This window comes from Marinomonas spartinae (assembly GCF_900089775.1).
Taxonomy (GTDB): domain Bacteria; phylum Pseudomonadota; class Gammaproteobacteria; order Pseudomonadales; family Marinomonadaceae; genus Marinomonas; species Marinomonas spartinae.
Genome location: NZ_FLOB01000004.1, coordinates 46397 through 65821, shown reverse-complemented (window position 1 = coordinate 65821; position 19425 = coordinate 46397). Strand labels below are relative to the sequence as shown.

Annotated in this window: 14 protein-coding genes; 4 read left to right on the top strand and 10 right to left on the bottom strand. The window is 42.6% G+C overall.

What is annotated here, in order from left to right:
• Positions 1-6 precede the first annotated feature (6 nt).
• Complete coding sequence (locus MSP8886_RS10270) at positions 7-2622, top strand: GDSL-type esterase/lipase family protein (protein WP_067016046.1); 2616 nt, start codon at positions 7-9, stop codon at positions 2620-2622.
• 135 nt (positions 2623-2757) lie between these two features.
• The gene (locus MSP8886_RS10265) at positions 2758-3690 is read left to right on the top strand and encodes a DHH family phosphoesterase (RefSeq protein ID WP_067016043.1); all 933 of its coding nucleotides are present in this window, start codon (positions 2758-2760) and stop codon (positions 3688-3690) included.
• 84 nt (positions 3691-3774) lie between these two features.
• On the opposite strand, the gene MSP8886_RS10260 is transcribed toward MSP8886_RS10265, so the two are convergent.
• Both MSP8886_RS10260 and MSP8886_RS10255 read right to left on the bottom strand, forming a co-directional pair.
• The gene (locus tag MSP8886_RS10260; RefSeq protein WP_067016041.1) at positions 3775-4386 is read right to left on the bottom strand and encodes a LysE family translocator; all 612 of its coding nucleotides are present in this window, start codon (positions 4384-4386) and stop codon (positions 3775-3777) included.
• A gap of 53 nt (positions 4387-4439) precedes the next feature.
• On the bottom strand, positions 4440-7064 hold the full coding sequence (locus MSP8886_RS10255) for an EAL domain-containing protein (RefSeq protein ID WP_067016038.1): 2625 nt from the start codon (positions 7062-7064) through the stop codon (positions 4440-4442).
• Positions 7065-7497: 433 nt separating this feature from the next.
• Here MSP8886_RS10255 and dapA point away from each other — a divergent pair, with 433 nt between their 5' ends.
• Together dapA and MSP8886_RS10245 are read left to right on the top strand one after the other, a co-directional pair.
• Complete coding sequence (dapA, locus tag MSP8886_RS10250; protein WP_067016035.1) at positions 7498-8370, top strand: 4-hydroxy-tetrahydrodipicolinate synthase; 873 nt, start codon at positions 7498-7500, stop codon at positions 8368-8370.
• A gap of 221 nt (positions 8371-8591) precedes the next feature.
• Positions 8592-9275 carry a P-loop NTPase family protein gene (locus MSP8886_RS10245; RefSeq protein WP_067016032.1) on the top strand — a complete coding sequence of 228 codons (684 nt, stop codon included), beginning with the start codon at positions 8592-8594 and terminating at the stop codon, positions 9273-9275.
• Positions 9276-9553: 278 nt separating this feature from the next.
• On the opposite strand, the gene MSP8886_RS10240 is transcribed toward MSP8886_RS10245, so the two are convergent.
• The 8 genes from MSP8886_RS10240 to MSP8886_RS10200 all read right to left on the bottom strand — a co-directional run bounded on the left by MSP8886_RS10240 (position 9554) and on the right by MSP8886_RS10200 (position 19366).
• Entirely contained in the window at positions 9554-11149 is a 1596-nt protein-coding gene (locus tag MSP8886_RS10240; RefSeq protein ID WP_067016029.1) for an APC family permease, read from the bottom strand.
• 1126 nt (positions 11150-12275) lie between these two features.
• Complete coding sequence (locus MSP8886_RS10235) at positions 12276-12995, bottom strand: aspartate/glutamate racemase family protein (RefSeq protein ID WP_217491127.1); 720 nt, start codon at positions 12993-12995, stop codon at positions 12276-12278.
• A 669-nt stretch (positions 12996-13664) separates the two neighbouring features.
• On the bottom strand, positions 13665-14489 hold the full coding sequence (locus tag MSP8886_RS10225; RefSeq protein WP_067016023.1) for a phosphodiesterase: 825 nt from the start codon (positions 14487-14489) through the stop codon (positions 13665-13667).
• A 5-nt stretch (positions 14490-14494) separates the two neighbouring features.
• A complete protein-coding gene (locus MSP8886_RS10220) occupies positions 14495-15577 on the bottom strand; it encodes an ABC transporter ATP-binding protein (protein WP_067016020.1) in 1083 nt (360 codons plus the stop codon).
• 44 nt (positions 15578-15621) lie between these two features.
• Complete coding sequence (locus MSP8886_RS10215) at positions 15622-16410, bottom strand: ABC transporter permease (RefSeq protein WP_067016017.1); 789 nt, start codon at positions 16408-16410, stop codon at positions 15622-15624.
• Between the two features lies 1 nt (position 16411).
• Positions 16412-17224, bottom strand: coding sequence for an ABC transporter permease (locus tag MSP8886_RS10210; protein WP_067016014.1), 813 nt, complete (start codon positions 17222-17224; stop codon positions 16412-16414).
• Between the two features lie 80 nt (positions 17225-17304).
• Positions 17305-18312 (bottom strand): ABC transporter substrate-binding protein, encoded by a 1008-nt coding sequence (locus MSP8886_RS10205; RefSeq protein WP_245659073.1) that lies wholly within the window; start codon positions 18310-18312, stop codon positions 17305-17307.
• A gap of 31 nt (positions 18313-18343) precedes the next feature.
• Entirely contained in the window at positions 18344-19366 is a 1023-nt protein-coding gene (locus MSP8886_RS10200; protein ID WP_067016011.1) for a substrate-binding domain-containing protein, read from the bottom strand.
• Between the last annotated feature and the right edge of the window lie 59 nt (positions 19367-19425).

Sequence of the window (19425 nt, the reverse complement as noted above, 5' to 3'; positions counted from 1 at the left end):
TATAAAATGGATGCCATAATAAAACACGTAAATGCCCTTCCTTTTATGGAAAACGTGGACGATGAGTTACGACAATCATTAATAGAATTAGTTAGCATCAAAACACTCGATGCAGGTGAAGTACTCGCGAAGCAGTTTGAAATAGGTCAATACTTATACTTTTTACTGGACGGTGAAGTCGCCATCTCGATTCCCTTACGAGAACAAGGAAAAGCCTACAACGTGGGGCTGATCAACAGTTTATTTGCGCCTATTGGTTGGTCTGCGTTCCGTCACCCTTCTCGTTATGCAACCACCTTTACCGCGACCAAGTCAACAAGCTTACTTGCGTGGCCAATTGTCGATTTACAAAAATACCTAGATGCCAATTTAGACTTTGCCAATCACTTCTTACAGTGTGTTTATGAAGAGTCTTTACCCGTTCTGACAACCATTCAAAACCAGACTCGCCCCTTCTTTTCCAATGAGTCTCTAGCGTTTGAAGCCACTCGACCACTATTGAACCCAGATATTCAAATACAGTCACTAAAAGACTCCATTGAATTACTCAATTACGCTCAATTCTGCCAAACCTTTACCCAAGCAGAGATCCATGCCTTAGCCAAACAAGCATCCATCCTTCTCGCTCATCAAGGCGATATTATCAGCCAACAGGATCAAATTCCCGACGGGCTGTATTTTCTGGTGAAAGGCAAAGCGATCATGAGCTACCAGACAGACAGTGGCGAACTCATCACCACACGCTCCATTTCTCGCGCTGGTACAGTCTTGTCTTGGTGTACTCCAAACAGTCGGTTACGTAATCGGGCCTCTATTATCTCTTCACGAGATAGCAGTATTTTGTTCATTCCAAAAGAAGCGCTAGCGAGCTTGTTTAAAGAGTCGCCCAAATTTGCCATCAAGTACCGGTACCGGTTAATTTGGTTGATTAGCACACACTTACTCTCTGCCCGTATGCGCTATTTATCGCAAATATCGAATGACGAAGCATTAGCAGTTAATAATGTCATTGAACAGAATGCGGCTATTCTTCCCGTCAGCTCACCTCTTTACAAAGTGGCTGAATTGCTGAAAAGTGTGATCACAACAGACGAAGCATTCGGTATATTGTATAAATGCCTCCACTTTGGCGCTCCCCTAGAGCGTACTATTTCAGGTATGTGTTTAGACATACTAAAAGACTTACAACGGGAAAATGCTTTCTATCGTCACTTACAAACAACCTATGACACCATCAATAGCCTGCCTAAAGACACTCCAGCACTCGATGCAAGACGATTCGGTACTGAGCAATTTAAGCAAGCTTTCAAGCAAGTACCCTACGTAATTAAAGGACTAGAAAATTTACCCAAAAAAGCAGGCAGCCTTTTTATCTATAATCACCTTTTAGGCTCGCAAACCAATCGTCTGCCTAATGGCTTTCGATTCTCTGTCGACGCACAATTCATCAGCGCCATGATCATCGATAAAGAATACGGTATTTCTGGGCAACGAGTTATTCGCCGCAGTGCGGAAAGTGAATATTGGCGTGATGACTACTACGAACGTTTTGACAATATTTTTGTGAGTAGTTGGGAAAACCTAGGTAAGAACCCGGCCGAACATGACGCTTTTATCAAAGAGTCTCAAGAGACTCTGCGCCAAAACTTCCCACTGATGATATCACCAGAAGGCATGAGTTACTCGACACAAGAGTCGCCGGGCAAATTCCTGCCTTATGCGTTCGAACTGGCCAGCTCAATGGGCCAAAATGAACCATGGATCGTTCCTATCGTCGTAGCAAACTTTGATCAAAGGGCGGATCATAATCTCTATACTGTTGTTATCAAACCAGCCTTTAAACTATCCGACCGAGTTAATTCAGACGACCCTAGTGCTTTACAGGCTTTCTTAGCGAGCTACCAAGAAGAATATCGTGGGTATGTGGCCGAAGCGGTTGAGCTAGCACATGAAATTCGACAGTACCCTATATTGAGTGGCCGAAACGGCTATCGCTCAAATGTCATGAGCTTAAATCAGCTGGATGTAGAATTCGAATCCGATGTTCGAGAACTAGAATTTCGTCTTGCTAGCCGCCACAGCAAAGAACGTCCAGTTGCCTTTTATGGCTCTTCCACTATGCGCTTATGGGAAGACATTGATGACAAATTAGCCCATAAAGACGCGATCAATCTTGGCTTTGGTGGCGCCACCCTCGAAGCGTGTGTTTATTACTTTGAGCGTATTGTACTGCCATATAATCCGCGCTCTTTAGTCGTTTATGCCGGAGACAACGACATTGGAAATCATAAAGACAGTAATAAAGTCATTGAACTCTACATCGACCTTCTACAAAAAATTGATCAGCACTTACCCGGCATTCCTGTGACCTTAATCAGCATAAAATGCAGTCCAGCACGATCAGGTATGCGAAAAACCATCGAAGCAGCTAATCTTCAAATTGAACGTTTAGCCAAAACTCGCCCCAATACACAATATATTGATCTATTCTCAGGTCTAATAGATAAAAATGATGCCATTAAGGACAACCTCTTTGAAGGAGACAAACTACACTTAAACAAAAAAGGCTATGATATTTGGTTAAAAAGCTTATTAGAGTTAGAAGAGTTTATTTTTCCTTAATAGCGCTCAATGCCCATAATGATAGAGAACGGAGGTTATTGTCATCTCTCTATCATTACTGGGTGACACATTGGTAGACATTTCACAATTTGTGACTCGTCGTAAGTAATGTATTTTGAATGGATGTAGAGAAACATGACTGACAATAAATTTCGTCTAGTAACAAGAAGTGACTTCGATGGATTGGTCTGCGCCGTTTTACTGAAATACCTTGATATCATCGATGATATTGTATTTGTGCATCCCAAAGATATGCAAGATGGCAAAATTGATATCGGCCCCAAAGACATAACAACTAATCTTCCGTATGTCCCAGGTTGTCATCTCGCCTTTGACCATCATTTGAGCGAAACTGTTCGTAATAAGGGCAATATAACAAATCATATCATTAACCCTGAGGCCCCTTCTGCTGCTCGTGTTGTCTATGATTACTACGGTGGAGCCAGTAAATTCCTCAATATCTCCAGTGAAATGATGGACGCTGTCGACAAAGGCGACTCCGCCCAGTTTAGCAAGGAAGAAATTCTCACCCCTAAACGCTGGGTCTTGTTAAACTTCATTATGGATGCTCGAACAGGCTTAGGGCGCTTTCGAAACTTTCGCATTTCAAACTATCAACTCATGATGAAGTTGATTGACTACTGCCGTAATCACTCAATTGATGAGATCCTCGCTTTAGAAGATGTGCAAGAGCGAGTCACGATTTACCACGAACATGACGAACTGGCTAAAAAACAAATCAAGCGATGCGCAACCGTCCACGACAATCTTGTGGTATTAGACCTTATGAGTGAAGATTTAATATACGCGACAAACCGCTTTATTATTTACGCTCTGTTTCCTGAATGTAACATTTCTATTCATAAAATGTGGGGGCTTAAAAAGCAAAATACAGTGTTTGCCGTTGGCAAGTCTATTCTCGACCGCTCCTCGCAAACAAATATTGGCGAATTATGTTTACGTTATGGCGGTGGCGGTCACTTAAACGCAGGCACCTGCCAGGTAACGAATGATCAAGCAGAACGGGTACTGGACGAGTTAATTGAATCTATTAATCAAGATGGCTAAAGCAAGGTGCAAATAAGTCCTCATGATGAGGACTTATTTCTCAAATATTTAGTCTCGGATTCGCTATAAAAGCGCAGTAAATAACTAACGTAAAAAGATACTTAACCCCAAACCCATTAATAAACACCCCATAATGCGATCTACCCATACTCTATTACGTTTTAACCAACGTAATAGAGGGCCACCTGCCAGCAACAAGGCAACTAATAAATACCAAACCGTATCGATGGCAAACACCATGCCCCAAAGTTGCATTTTTAAAACCGCCCCCATATTGCTGTTAATATACTGGCTGAACAAAGCAAGAAAAAATAATGCCGCTTTTGGGTTCATCAAAGCAATAGCCAACCCATCACGAGCCGATTGCCAATAGGATACACTTGTAACAACGCGCTGCTCTTGGCTGCCCTGGCCCGCAAAGCGCAAAGCCTTAATTCCTAGCCAGGCAAGATATAAACCACCAAGCATTGCTATAACATGAAAAGCAGAGGGGTAATGAAGCATTAAAATGGCCAAACCCTGCATGGTAAACAGCGCCCACAAACCAATGCCAAAACCATGGGCAAGTGCGGCAACCGCACCGTGGTAGGAAGACTGGGAAAGTGTCACCCTAAGAATAACCGCCAAACTCGGGCCAGGTGAAATCGCTCCCATCACACAAATTGTCGCAAGGGAAAAAAAAGTAGAGGTATCCATATTGTTATTATTTATCCTGTATCAGGAAGCAAAACATAAGAAGGATTTTAACACTATGATAACATGGGAGCTTCTTCTAAACGATGCTTCAAAATATGCGTCATGCACGCGACAGTTAATGGTCTTGAGAAATAAAATCCTTGCAGATACTGACAGCCAAACTCACGCAATAAATCCCATTGTGCCTTGGTTTCAATACCTTCCGCCACCACTTCCATCGACATACTATTGGCCAAAGCGATGATGGCTTTAGCAACATCACGATCATAAAAATCTGTGGTTATGCCATTGATAAAGCTACGATCTATTTTTAAGGTATTAGCATTCAACTTCTTCAAATACCCAAGGGACGTGTAGCCAGAACCAAAGTCATCTACTGATGACTTCACTCCCATTTCCAATAAACTGTTTAAAGACAAGGTGGCTTGATCTGGGTTCGCCATAATAGCGGTTTCAGTCAGCTCAATTTCAATATAATTCGCAAGGTACGGATACGCTGCTAATATCTCGGCAAACAGCACAACCAATTCATGACGACTAGCGTGGGTGGCAGAAACATTGATCGAAACGGGTAACAACTCAAAGCCTGCTGACCGCCATTCAGCCTGTTGATGTGCGACCGCACGAATCACCCACCGATCCAGCTCGATAATCAAATTAGTTTCTTCGGCAATAGAAATAAATTGATCAGGGTAAAGCAGTCCCAGTTTCGGGTGCTGCCATCGCACCAGAGCCTCTAGGCCACAGTGTTGCCCTGTCTCCGCCTCAACTTTTGGCTGATAATGAAGCTCCAACTCCCCATTCTCTATCCCTTCGCGAAGCTCAGATTCCAAACGCATTCTTTCCGGTGTAACGTCTGTGAGATATTCACTTTGCCAGAAACGATAACACCCTTTACCAGCACTTTTCGCCTTATACAGAGAAATATCCGCGTAACGCATGGCGGTCACCATATCAGAAGTATGTTTGGGTAACTCGACAACACCCAAACTGGCACCGACATAGACGGGGTTATCGTCAATCATAAAAACACTAGACAAAGCACTAACTATTTTTTCGCAGCGTTGAGCAACCCCATCATAATTCACATAACCCGACAGAATTAATACAAACTCATCGCCGCCCTGACGAGCAATCATCAAAGCATCAGGAACACTTTCCCGAAGCCGCTCACCAACCAAGGTCAATAAGGCATCGCCAGCATGATGGCCTAGCGAATCATTCACATATTTAAAACGATCTAAATCTAAGTAAATCAACGCTAATGGCTCTTTCGTAAAAGCCATTGCACGCAATTTTTGGCTTAAAAAACGCTCAAACTGGAGACGGTTAGGTAGCCTAGTTTGGGAATCAAAATACGCAATTTGATGAAGCTTTTCTTGTGTCTTTTTCGATTCCGTAATGTCATTAACAATCGCGATAAAATTGACAATTTTGCCATGGCTATTTTTATATGCCTCAAGAGATAACCATAATATTTTGTCTGATAGATCTGAACTTGAGAAGTACACTTCTCCTGACCAGCTACCGTGCTCTATTACATAGCTCCACATACCTGAAATCGACATATTGGCCGTCCAAGCACTCTTCAGACGTGACATTATGCCAGATGCGAACTCATTGCGTTCTAAATGGAAAATTTCACAAGCCACATCATTAAAGTCAATAATATTACGCTGACGATCCAATAGGATATTGCCTTGCAAAGAAGATTGAAAAAAGCGTGATGACAACTTTATCTGTTCAGAAGTATGGTAGCTATCGGAAACGTCCTGTAACACTCCCAATAAACAAGTACAAGAGTCACTCTGCTTAAAGCCACCACGAATCACAACATGACGTTCTTCTTCATCCGCTAAATAAAAGGTTGTCTCGATTTTAAAAGACTGCTTATTAGATGCTGCATCACTAAATAGCTGCATGATCTTAACTTTATCTTGAGAAGGCACTAAGCTGAAAAACGTATTAGCAGAAATTCGCGTCTTATCACATGATATGTCAAGCAAGGTCAATAATTCTGCGGACAAACGAAACTCTTGACGATCAATATCGTATGTCCACGCCCCCATTTTGGCTAATCGGTGGGCTAACCTCAAATCATGAGCAGAGGCTTCTAAGGCTTTCTTATCAAGCTTACGCTCAGTAATATCTGTCATCATCCACAAGCGGCTAATATGATTACCAGGCTGTTCTCTAATACGGCATTCATACTCTATATAGCGGCCATCTTTTAGGCGAATTTCTCCAACTGAGTCTTGATCATTACGAATAATGGCATTAAAAATGCTGTAAAAAGTATCGAGGTCATCAAACGCTGGCTGCATGAATTGCTGCAAGCTGGATGGGGTAATTTCATAGCCATAAGAAGCAGGCAAACGCCACATACTGGCAAATAATTGATTATAGCGAATACAGCTCTCATCGTTCTGCACAATGATGAGCATGGCATCTTTTGCCGCGTGGAAAGTAGCATCAAACAGCTCTTGACTCATATGAAGGTAATCGCGACCTTGATATAACTCATTGGAAGCAAGCTCTAAAGAACGCTCTAATAACTGCACTTGCTGTTGCTGTTGCTGCATTGCTTGAGAAAGCTCTTCAATGAAAGAAGCAACATCAGAATCTAATGTGCGCCCTTTCAAATGTCGTTCCATCAGTGTATGAAGCATATCCTGCATAGTTTTCTCACACAATTAACCACCGACCAGACACACCTTTTGGGTATTTGGCTCCATGGAAGTCGGAAGTTTTTTTATTTGGGAATATGTTAACAAGGCCATACTAATTAATAGCTTGGACGAATATTAACCGATTGCTGGGGTAATTACTAACAAGTTTCAGCGCTTTTTGACTATTGACCTTTATAAATAAAACAGTCAGCATAAGGCAGCATTAATAAAAACAGACTCATAACATGATATTTTTGTTCTTAACTCCTGCAAAAAAACGCAACGGCGATAAACGTAAGGTGAAACCACCTTGTGTAGCTGGCGTGTGGATTTAAGAAAACATTTCCCCGGCAGCTTCATCGCTGACGGGCACATACACTCCTCAGCGGCAGGCCTCCGGTTACTTTAGCCAAATATAAATAACAACCATTGAGGTAATAGTATGTTTCATGGTGCCATCACTGCATTAATCACCCCATTTCGTGACGGACAGCTTGATGAAGTCGCATTGCGTAATATTGTTCGCTGGCAAATAGATCAAGGCATCAACGGGCTGGTTCCAGTTGGTACCACAGGGGAATCCCCAACTCTAAGCGAAGCGGAACATAAACGTGTTATTGAAATCACGGTGGAAGAAACTAATAAAGCAGTCCCTATTCTCGCAGGAGCAGGCTCGAACAATCCGGTGGAAGCGGTTACTTACTCAGAATATGCTTATCGAGCGGGTGCCGATGCCACTTTACATGTCGCAGGTTACTATAATCGCCCAAATCAAGTTGGCCTGTATCAACACTACAAACATGTCCATGACAACACCCAACTCCCGATCATCATCTATAACATTCCACCTAGAAGCATTGTCGGCGTAGAGGTCAATACGCTTGCCCAGTTAGCCGAGATGCCTCGCATCATCGGCGTCAAAGACTCCACTGGGGACCTCACTCGTCCTATTCGTGAACGCGCGCTCATCCATAAACCCTTTTGCTTCTTAAGTGGCGATGATGTTAACAGCGTCGCCTACAACGTTGGCGGAGGAAATGGCTGTATTTCAGTTTCGTCCAACGTTGCGCCAAAACAAATAGTCGAACTGCAACAGCTGTGTGCGGAAGGTAAATTCACCGATGCCATGCATCTACAAGACAAGTTGTTTGCCCTTCACAGTGCATTATTTCTAGAGCCCAACCCAGCAGGCGCTAAGTACGCTATGTCATTGCTGGGGTTATGTACCGAAGAGTGCCGTCTGCCGATTACCGCGTTACAGGACAGTAGTAAAGCGGCGATCCGTCAGGCTATGGAGTCACTAGGCTTACTATAATTTGGATTTATTATTAAGCACTTCCCCATCTAACTTGATGGAAATCAAAGCCAATTGTTTTAACGATTGGCTTTCCTTTTTCCGATAAAAATAATTATTTGTCATGTTTTATTGCTACAGTAGAAGCTCTGAATTTTTTTCTATTATTCTGCCAGCTAGCAGAATAATAGAAAAAAACACTCACTCTAAACACTTAAACCTCCAGTAATAGGGAGATATCAATGGCTAAGGTACATTTTGTTGGTGGTGAAAAAGGCGGTGTGGGTAAGTCCATGACGGCTCGGGTATTAGCACAATTTTATATCGATAATGAAAAACCTTTTTTAGGCTTCGACTGTGACGCCTCTCATGCTACTTTTTCTCGTTTTTACAGTGATTTCGCTTCCCCAATTATTGTGGGTGAAGAAGACAGCTTAGATGGTATGCTCGCCGCTGTCGAAGAGTACCCAGAGCGTGATTTAATTGTCGACTTAGCAGCACAAACAGCTAAACCATTAGGAAAGTGGATAGAAGAAACTGACGTGTTTGGTCTACTTGATGAAATGGGCTACCAAGTCTGTCTTTGGCATGTCATGGACGATGGAGCCGATACCATTACTCTACTTGATCAACTCCTAGAGCGCTATCCACAAGAGTCGGTGGACTTTGTCATCGTACAAAACTATGGTCGAGGCAATGACTTCTCTCGTTTCCAAAAGTCTGACACCTATAAAAAGGCGGTAGAACGCGACGCATTGATCATTGAGCTGCCTAGATTGCAAACGAAGTTAACGCAGAAGATCGACTTTAATAACAGTAGTTTCTGGGCTGTCGCCAATGACCGTAGCATCATGAATATTGCCGAACGCCAGCGTATGAAAGTCTGGTTACGTAATACTTATCAGCAGCTACATCAGCTTGGCTAACCTTTTTACCGTTACAGCAGAATAAAGTGATATCAATCAAGCCAAGGTGACTCCACTGATAAATCAAAGCCTTGGCTTTTTTATGAGCGCCATAAAGACACTCAGGCTATAGGAAAATATTTTACGGCCTCCCCCCGCTATCAGCGTCCAGATAAAGGTTTCTTAATTCAACGCATCTTAAGGTTTTTCGATCACTAAATAAAAATCCCCCTCTGACACAGCATCTGTGTCAGAGGGGGATTTAGACGCTAATAATAGCGAATAATTACACTACCATGTTAAGCCGTTTTTGCTTCTGTCCCTTCATGATATTCAACCTGATGCTCATCCTCTTCTTCAGGAATAACCGGCGTTTCATAACTAGAGGCGATTCCCCAGAAGTAAGTCACCAAAGAAATTATCACAAGAATGATGATATCTACGGGTGAACTAACATAGCCCTTACCGCCGAAGTTACCAGCGTACGACAAGATGAAAAGCGCGATATAATAAACAAGCAACCAAACGGCACGCTTAACATCGCCTTTTCCTTGATCATTCTTAGCAAATAAAGCATATCCGACCCACGCCAGCATCAACACAGGTAAGAGCAGTTCATCTACGCCCCAACTACTCCAATAAATCAGTAAAGTACTTGCGATGAAGGCTAGAGGACTAATAATCGCAAAAGCTGGTAACACAAACGGACGCTTCAAATTTGGAAGACGCTTACGGAAAACTGCCGCACTAACAGGACCTGGCATATACGTTAGCACGTTAGCCGATGTAACCGCTGCAATCAGACCACCCCAGACCTGAAACTCAGAAGGCAACGTCCAAGCAATGGCAAGAATCAGAGACAACCACAGAGCACCACGAGGCACACCAGACTTCACATCCACCTTACCCAACGCCTTAAATAAATGTCCATTCTTTGCCCAAGCAAACAAAATACGACTTGCGCCTGCCAAATAAATATTGCCTGTACCCGCTGGGGAAATAACCGCGTCCACAAGAATTAAGTTAACCAACCAAGCAAGCCCTAGAGAACGAGCCAAATCCGCATAAGGAGAATTGAACACATTCGCAAGACCATGCCAGCCATGTGCTTTCAATAAGTCTGATGGCACGGCTCCCATAAAAGAGAATTGCAACAGAATATAGATAACAAAACTGGCTCCTAGTGCCAACATAATGGCAATCGGAATATTTCGTTGTGGGTTCTTCGCCTCACCAGCAAAGTCCACCGCTTGGCGAAAACCAAGGTAAGCGAAAACAATCCCTGCCCCAGTTAGTGAGGCAAACACTCCATGCACCCCACCTGGATGAGTCGCAGGAACTTGCAAATTCGCACTTTTGAAGTAGCCAAAAAAGATAACGATTGCCACGATAGGAACAATGAATTTAATTGCAGTAACAATGGTATTAATGCGACCAAAAACATTCACACTCCAATAATTTAAGGCGAAGAAAAATACCAATAAAAGGATCTGCATAAAGAAGCCAAGATCCGTCGGACTGCCATCCGACTGACCTAATGCAGGCCACCAATACATGGCATATTGACGAACCGCCTCAACTTCTACCCCCGCCGTACTGGTATAAGCCAATAAGGCACTAACACCAATAACAAAGCCAACAAGATTACCATGCGTGAAATTTGGATAGCGAACAAATCCTCCAGCACGTGGCACACTTGCCCCTAATTCAGCAAATACCAGACCAATAAAAAGTACCATAATGGCACCCAACGCCCAGGCATAACCAGACCACGCTCCCGCAAAGCCGGAGCTTCTTAATGCGGCATAAAGCCAGCCAGAACCGATCATAGAACCGATTCCAAGCAGCGTTAAGTCTAACAATCCTAATTTTTTCTTAAGCTTACCATCAGCCATAGCCGTTCCCCTACGAAAGCAAAAAGGTTGGAAAAGTGAACTACACTATTATTTTTTATTTGAAGACACTTCTTTCTTTAAATAATAAGTACTGATTTATCACTATTTTTCTAAAATGTGTCAACTATTTGAAAGGGATCACTATATTGACTTAAAGCAGCAAAGCCACGCTAAGGAAATTAGCAAAAAGCTGAACCATTAAATGTCGATGAATATCAGAATTAACAGGATTTTTTATAAGACACTGTTTTATAAAGATTTTATTTTTATGATGTTTATACTTTTTAAGTAAATAGAAAACATAAAGCACACAAAAAACAAAAAAATCGCAATAAATAAGACTAAAAATATTAAAAAAATCGTAAATAAAAAACAATTAACATGCAAACAAATAGGCTATATAGAAATTTAGATGATTTTTTGGAGGAGGAAAATAATTCGTAAAAAAAGTGGAATAAATATTAATCACTTGGAAACAACCCTATACATTAGATCTATACCCCCTTCCAAAGGACGTTTCTTACCATTGATAAATAGATTTTCTCTGAGTTATACCCCATTATTCGATAAGACCTCGAGTATACTTCAAAAATGTTACATGAAATAACAGTTTGACTATATAATTATTTAATCATCCTGCTTTTTTACCTGATGTATTTGATACTCTATGGCCACTTTGACTAAGTAGATTCATGAAATATTATCTAGGCTAGACACCCTGCCCCCATCCAAATTCATTCCATGAAATTGGAAACTATTTTTTCGCTAGCACTTCAAGAAACACTTAGTTTTAGTTGGAAGACTCAACATTCTTTTTGGCTATGCAGGCTAATTTTCCTTTAACCCTAAAATTAAGCTTTCCTCGTTACAGAGCACTAAGGCAGCATTAAGACGTGATACTGAAGGAATCTAGGTGTACGTAAAAAGAGTGGTGCCTTTCTGAAAGACATATTGAACAAGATTTAAAGGCATGCATTCTTTATAAGGTGCCTTCCTTAAATACCCTCAAAACCGTTTCGCGTTAGTTTTTAAGAATCATAAAAAACACATTCAAAAAAGGACGCCAAGGCGCCCTTTTTTAGGATGATATAAACTCGCTTTAAACAGAAAAAATGATCCAGTTAAGTTAGGCCAAAAATTGAATAGCCCGCTCAACACCTATTCTAGGGCTACTAATCACTGGGATTGAAAGTTCAACATCATCAGTCACTCCCGCCATAGAGGACTGAGCGAGCAGAATCAAGTCATAGTCTTGTTCTTTTTCCCTTAAGACTTTGGCTATGTCCTCATAATAGCCTTTTTCATTGCCTGATAAAAAATGCTCCCAAGCATCATCAACGTACTGAAGAGTCACTAAGGGTTTTACTCCAAAATGATTCATAGAAGATTTCAATAGCTCGCGAGTTGGCTTTAACGTACTCTGTAACGCTGATAAGACCAATATATTATTTGCTCTCTCTACCGCAAAGTCCGCCATCGCTCTATCAATGCTTTCAATATGGCTATCATTAAGCATACCGATATTTTCTGCTACTTGCCCAATATACGAACAGGTGACGACCACCACTTTCGATTTTTGGCTTAGCGCTTCTATGGCTGCCGTCACATCACCTTCTAATACTCTATCTATGCCATTGGCGTGAGCTCGACTCAAAAAGTGGGGCCTCACTTCATGTTTAACGGATAACTCCGGCGCAAGCTCAGCCATAATGGCATCAAAGTGTTTAACAGATAAAGCAGAGGTGTGCAAAAAGCCAATATCATATTTTTTAGTGGCTACCCTACTTTCAACGGCAGTATTTACCGTTTTCATATTAAGTGCGAATGTTTCTGTTATCGTAGTCATAATCATCCCTCGAATACATAAAACAACTTATTTATAATAAGTCATATATAAATATCTTTAGCTTCTTTTAAAAAAGCTTCTAAGATAATTTATAGTTCCTTTTGTTTTAATATTCTAGGAGGAAACGGCTTCATCCTTATAGTTTTTTCATTTATAAAAAAGCTGACATAGAACGTCTATTTGTATATAAAAAGACAACAAAACTTGCTCTTCTATTAACTATAGTAAAGATATATAGAGAATCATTTATTGGAGGAGTATTTGACGCCCAATTCTTTCAAAGACTGACATTTCCTCGCTATAGAATGTCGACCAAATAGCCTTATCATCCATCAAAGCAAAGAATATCTCTTCACTGCATAACACTTGCGGACGCTCCGTGAATGTTGTGCAAGCAAGGTTATAAATGACAAACTCTAACTCTTTGACGCTCTCGAAGCTCCAGTCCGATTCTCTATACTCAAAACACTCGTATTGCCTAAGATTGCCATAGAACAACTCTACGGTACGGTGAACAAGTGTCAGTCGAACACAGAAACAAGGCAAGCCAGTCATCAGTAACAACCAAGGCAAAAGAAGGCGTGGCAATATTGTTAAAAAGGTGAGTTGAAAACAAGGTCAATAAAAAAAGCAGAAAGACTTAAAGTGCTTTCTGCTTCTTATCCTATTCTAGTCAATCAGCTTGTTATTCTCATCAAAAAAAGGAAACGGCCCAGCTGATTTTTCACCGACCTCAATGTAACTAATATGACTCACAATACTATCAGGCGCCAGCTTGAACAACTGGATAGCAGGCGGTTCGAGGGAGAACCTTGATGGCGCATTGGGGGTTAAATCCAGCGTCACCGCATGACTATGGGAGGGTCCAACCCACACAGGTAAACCATTCCATGTGGCGTATATAGCACGATGTAAGTGCCCTGCTATTAGTCCTTTTACCTGTTTATAAGGCTCAAGTACTTGCCATAACTCATCATCATTGAGGAGTTTTTGCACATCCATATGGTCAATCCCCACCTTCATTGGCGGATGATGAAGAAAAATCAAGGTTGGCAAGTCACACTTGTCGGCCAGCTGAGTCGCTAACCACTCTAATGAGTCTGGGGTTAACTGTCCGTATGGCTTACCTAATACAGAAGAGTCCAGCCCTATCAAATGGTAGCCATCCACAACATGGGAAAAGTGGCAGTAATCTGCATGATCAAAACTTGAAAAACCCTCAAAGGCAGCACGAAGGTATGCTCTATGGTCGTGATTCCCTGGTATCACTTTAACGGGAGCATGCAATTTTTTTAGCTCTGGTACCAACACATCGTACTCTTCAGGGACACCAAAATCGCCTAAGTCGCCTGTTACCACCACCCAATCTGGCTGGGGAGAGAGACCATTAATGTGCGTCACCGCCTGTTTGAGACACTGTAATGTATCCACTTTTTGATAGGCGATTTTACCTTGTTTTTTTATATGAAGGTCCGTTAGTTGGGCAATCAGCATAGCACTTACTCCATACCACTATTGGGTAACAACACAAGACGTGATGGCGGAATCATTAAGCCCACCCGATCCCCTATCGTATAGCGCTTACGCTCAAAACAATCTACATGCACAGGCTCTTGCAGCCCTTCAACTTCGACTAAAACTCGTGTTCTGTCCCCTAAAAATACACTGTGAGACACAGCCCCTTTAACGGTGGCCTCGTCAAACGCCATTAAACACACATCTTCAGGACGAGCCATACAGCGAAGACGCTTACCTCCGGAGCAGGATTGATACAGCGATGGAGACAGTGGTAAAAACTGCTTCCCAAAAGACAAAGCTTGGCCTTGTAACAAACCATCAAAATGGTTCATTTGACCAATAAAGTTAGCCACAAACTCGCTGTTAGGTGACAAATAAATCTCTTCAGCGGTCCCTATTTGGGCGATTTCGCCATGATCCAAAATAGCAATACGATCTCCCATCGCCATGGCTTCTTCTTGGTCATGCGTCACGTACACCGCCGTAATGCCCAAACGTTTTAACAAAGCGTTAATATCGGTCCGTAAGCGTTTTTTCAACAAAGCATCCAAAGCGGATAATGGCTCGTCGAGTAAAAGCACTTCTGGCTCGGTAATGATGGCACGAGCCAAAGCCACTCGCTGACGCTGACCTCCAGATAGCTGATCGATCGCACGTTGGGCATAGGGTTGTAAGTCAAACAACTCTAGCATTTCGTTTACTTTTTTCTGTTGGGTGGCTTTATTTTCACCACGCACTCGCAAGCCATAAGCAATATTTTCACTCACATCCATATTGGGAAACAGTGCATAGGATTGAAAGACCATACCAACACGACGCTGTTCGATGGCTATCTGAGTGACATCCCGCTCACCAAACAGAATTTGACCACCCTGATCACAAAATTCTAAGCCAGCAATAAGACGCAAAGTGGTGGTTTTGCCACAACCTGATGGCCCTAATAAAACTAAAATTTCACCCTGTTCAATATGAAGGTCTAAAGGCTTCAAGGCCAGTGTGCCATCAGAAAAGGTTTTCTGAACCTGCTTTAATGTAATCGCCACACTCGTTGATGCATTTTTCATTGTGTTACTCATCTTATTCATTCATAAAGGCTGTTTAATGCGAACTACGCGCTACGCTTGGGTCGACGGTTCAGAAATTGCGCGGCAATCAATAAAGGCAAAATCATACCAAGGAAAATCAAGGTGTAAGCGGAGCTGACTTCCAACCGCATAGAAGCATAAGAATCCGCCAAGCCAACGGGCAAGGTTTTCGTCAATGGCGTATGCAACATCCAGGTTAAATTAAACTCCCCTGCTGACAAGGTCAGGGTCATCAAGATGCCGCTCACGATACCTGTTTTGCAATTGGGCACGATGACATGAAAAAAACGCTGCCAAAAACTCGCCCCTAGACTGGCGGCCCCTTCTTCCAATACGCGGAAATTAATGCTTTGCAAAACCGCTAAGACGGACTTCACCATAAAGGGCAAAGTAAAAATCACATGACCCACTAAAATAAACGACCAGCTCATGCGAAACTCAGTGATACCGCCGTATACAGAGATCAGCCCCAGCGCAATCGCCATACCTGGGATGGCAATGGGTAAGGTTAAACACTCATCTAAAAAGGCCGATAATTTGCTTCGAGTGCGCGCCAAATAGTAGGCACAAGGCACACCCACACAAAGATTGACCAAGGTTGTTACCAAGGCAATTTTCATGGTTAGCCAAATGGTATTGGAATACATATCCCATACCTGCTCGACCCAACGAAAGGTCAAGCCACTTTTAATACCAACAAAATAGTTATTGGTCAGGCCTGCCGTGATTGACATAAAAACGGGCACGATTAAGAAAGCACAAATCAATAAAGTGAAGGCCAATTGCAAATAAAAAAACACGCCCTTTTTCATATTAACCTCCCATCCCTAACGACGAACCACCTTGACGCCGCGCAATGGTCAAACATACCCAAGTAATAAAGCCAAGAATTAAACTCAATGCGGCCGCCATAGCGAAATTCGCATTTAAGGTAAATTCGGTATAGATCGTCATCGGCAAGACATTGAGATTGGTTGCCAAGGTAAAAGCGGTCCCAAACGCCCCCATGGAGGTAGCAAAGCAAATAGAGCCAGACGAAATTAAACCTGGAGTCAGTGCGGGTAATGTCACATCCCGGAGTAACTGCCAACGATTTGCTCCTAGGGAACGTCCCGCTTCAATCAAATTATCATCCAACTTCTCCGCCGCGCCCATTACCGTCAGTACCACGCGAGGAATAGAGAAATACAAATAACCAATAAAAAGGCCCGAAATAGAATAAGCGAGCGTCCACCGTTCGTCTGTTAATGCAAGACTCAACTCAGCGAGCAAACCTTGTCGCCCTGCCAACATAATGACAAAAAAGCCAATGACGACCCCAGGGAACACCAAAGGAAAGCTCAACATAGCAACCAATATAGATTTGCCTTTGAAGTCATGGCGAGTCAAAAACAAACCAACAATGGTGGCAATGATCAAACTGGCTAGGGTAACCACGGTAGACAGCCAAAAGGTTGACCACAAACTGCTTAAATACATTGGTTTAGTCAAAATGTACCAATAACTGATGCCATGCTGTTTCGCAAAAGATAGCCATACCAGCTTCGCCATTGGCAGCAAAAAAAACGCTAAGCTGACAACCAGCGCAGGAATCATCAATAAAATATATTGCCTATTTTTCTTCATAAAAACGCTTCGTTGCGAGATAGTTCAAGAAAATGAAATAAAAAGAGCGGCATGCGCACTCCGCTCTTTTCGTGATGGTCTTAATGAACTTCGTTTAAATAACGCTGAGCAAACCCATTCTGGGCGGCTGCCATTTTCGCGAAGTTGACGGGTTTAGCTCGTTTATAATCTGACTCAGGTAAGAATTTTTTCTCGATTTCTGGAGTCATAGCAGAGGCAATGACAGGACGGAGATAGGCCTCAGCCCATAGACGCTGCCCTTTATCAGACAAGACAAAGTCTAAAATTTTATGAGCCAATTTAGGATGTGGTGCATTCTTGACTTCGCTCATCACGTAAGGCACCACAATGGAGCCCTCTTTAGGAATCACAAACTGCACATTCGCCCCGTCTTTGTATTTCGCACGGTAGGCATTGAAGTCATAATCCAGCAGAATCGGAATCTCACCAGAAATCACGCGGGCGTAAGCCGTTTGTTTGGGGACAATCGGATCGTTCTTGGCTAATTTTTTAAAGTAATTGATGGCGGGGGTAAAATTGCTCATATTGCCACCAAACGACTGATTAATCGCCACGGCACTGGCATAACCCACAAAGGCACTGGTCGGATCAAGATAACCAATCATACCTTTATATTCTGGCTTCAAAAGGTCTTTCCAAGACTGTGGAACAGGACGACCATCTAGAGCATCTTTGTTAACAAAAAAACCAATGGTTCCAGAATGGATGGCGAACCAGCGCCCTTTAGGGTCTTTCAATCCTTTGGGAATTTTATCCCAATTTTTGGGTTTATATGATGCAACAACCCCCTTTTCAGCGGCTTTGATACCAAACGACACACCGTAATAAACCACATCAGCAACAGGACTGTTTTTTTCAGCCACCAATTGCGATAACGCCTGACCTGAGTTTTTATTATCCATTGGGATAGAAATACCTAGGTCTTTTTTGATCAGCTGCAGCTGCCCCCCCCAATTAGCCCACTCAGGTGGACAGTTATAACAAATCGCATCCGCTGCGTAAGACGCTCCTGCGGTCAACCCTAAAGATAGGACCGCCAGTTTAGTAAACTGCTTTAAGATACTCACAACTTTCTCCTTCTCTTTAAAAGAACGTTTCTTATTGAACGCTTCGCATGTTGGATGGCTGATGACGTTCAGCCACGGTTCCCACAAAGTGGGTTTGGTAATCTAATTGTCTTGCTAAAGGAAACGCCGTTTTGTGCTTGGCGTTAAACAGCAAATCCACTGCACACAATCCCATATCGTGGTGTGGTACTTGAATTGTTGCTAATGGAGGGTAAAGAATCTGCCCCAAAGCCATGCCGTCAAACCCCACTACTGATACCGCTTCTGGCACAGCCACACCTTTTGACTTGAGATGATTCACCAGCTTTAACGCCAACAAATCGTTACTGCAAAACCAAGCTGTCGGCGCACTTGGGGAATCAAAAAAAGACGATTGGGTTTGATCAAAAGGTGTCAGGGCATATTGATCCACTTCAATCAATTGACTGGAGATCTCAGAAGAATGCTCTTGCAGAAAATCGGTAAATCCTACATAACGTTGCTTAGCTCGATCAGAAGACAGAAAACGGCCAGCCACCATGCCGACTTTTGTATGACCAAGAGACAAAAAATGCGCTGCAACCTCTCTGCCTGCTTGATAATTATCCACAAAGACACAAGGCTCGTTTACTGATTGATTATGAACAAGACAAAAAGGGAAACGAAACTCCCTTAGTAAAGATAAGGCGTCATTATCATCCACCGATGTCGTCGTCAAAATCACGCCAGCGACGCGTTGGCGAATGAGGTCGATAATGGCTTGTTTTTCAAGACAACGCTCATATTGCGTATCCACGACGATAACAGAATAACCAAAATGTCGTGCTCGCTTTTGAATGCCCGCAACAATTTCAGAAAAAACGGGGTTTAGCAAACTAGGAATCATGACACCAATGGTCGGGTTTTGATTCCACTCAACCTGATTCGATGTTCGGCCCGTATCATATCCTGTCAATGCGACCACTTTCTCAATACGGTCGCGAGTCGCCTTGCTCATCGGACCTGTATTATTCAAACATCGCGATACACTTGCAGGAGACACCCCTGCTAACGCCGCCACATCTTTGATATTCATAGGAATGAGCCTTCTTTACCCCACTAGATGCAGCGCAGTATAAGAACCCACCATGACAA

Excerpts from the sequence above, each read along its gene's own strand:
- MSP8886_RS10255 (WP_067016038.1), bottom strand. The coding sequence starts at position 7,064 with ATGCAGGATATGCTTCATACACTGATGGAACGACATTTGAAAGGGCGC.
- MSP8886_RS10245 (WP_067016032.1), top strand. The coding sequence starts at position 8,592 with ATGGCTAAGGTACATTTTGTTGGTGGTGAAAAAGGCGGTGTGGGTAAG.
- MSP8886_RS10270 (WP_067016046.1), top strand. The coding sequence starts at position 7 with ATGGATGCCATAATAAAACACGTAAATGCCCTTCCTTTTATGGAAAAC.
- MSP8886_RS10200 (WP_067016011.1), bottom strand. The coding sequence starts at position 19,366 with ATGAATATCAAAGATGTGGCGGCGTTAGCAGGGGTGTCTCCTGCAAGT.
- dapA (WP_067016035.1), top strand. The coding sequence starts at position 7,498 with ATGTTTCATGGTGCCATCACTGCATTAATCACCCCATTTCGTGACGGA.
- MSP8886_RS10260 (WP_067016041.1), bottom strand. The coding sequence starts at position 4,386 with ATGGATACCTCTACTTTTTTTTCCCTTGCGACAATTTGTGTGATGGGA.
- MSP8886_RS10240 (WP_067016029.1), bottom strand. The coding sequence starts at position 11,149 with ATGGCTGATGGTAAGCTTAAGAAAAAATTAGGATTGTTAGACTTAACG.
- MSP8886_RS10210 (WP_067016014.1), bottom strand. The coding sequence starts at position 17,224 with ATGAAGAAAAATAGGCAATATATTTTATTGATGATTCCTGCGCTGGTT.
- MSP8886_RS10265 (WP_067016043.1), top strand. The coding sequence starts at position 2,758 with ATGACTGACAATAAATTTCGTCTAGTAACAAGAAGTGACTTCGATGGA.
- MSP8886_RS10225 (WP_067016023.1), bottom strand. The coding sequence starts at position 14,489 with ATGCTGATTGCCCAACTAACGGACCTTCATATAAAAAAACAAGGTAAA.
- MSP8886_RS10215 (WP_067016017.1), bottom strand. The coding sequence starts at position 16,410 with ATGAAAAAGGGCGTGTTTTTTTATTTGCAATTGGCCTTCACTTTATTG.
- MSP8886_RS10220 (WP_067016020.1), bottom strand. The coding sequence starts at position 15,577 with ATGAAAAATGCATCAACGAGTGTGGCGATTACATTAAAGCAGGTTCAG.
- MSP8886_RS10235 (WP_217491127.1), bottom strand. The coding sequence starts at position 12,995 with ATGACTACGATAACAGAAACATTCGCACTTAATATGAAAACGGTAAAT.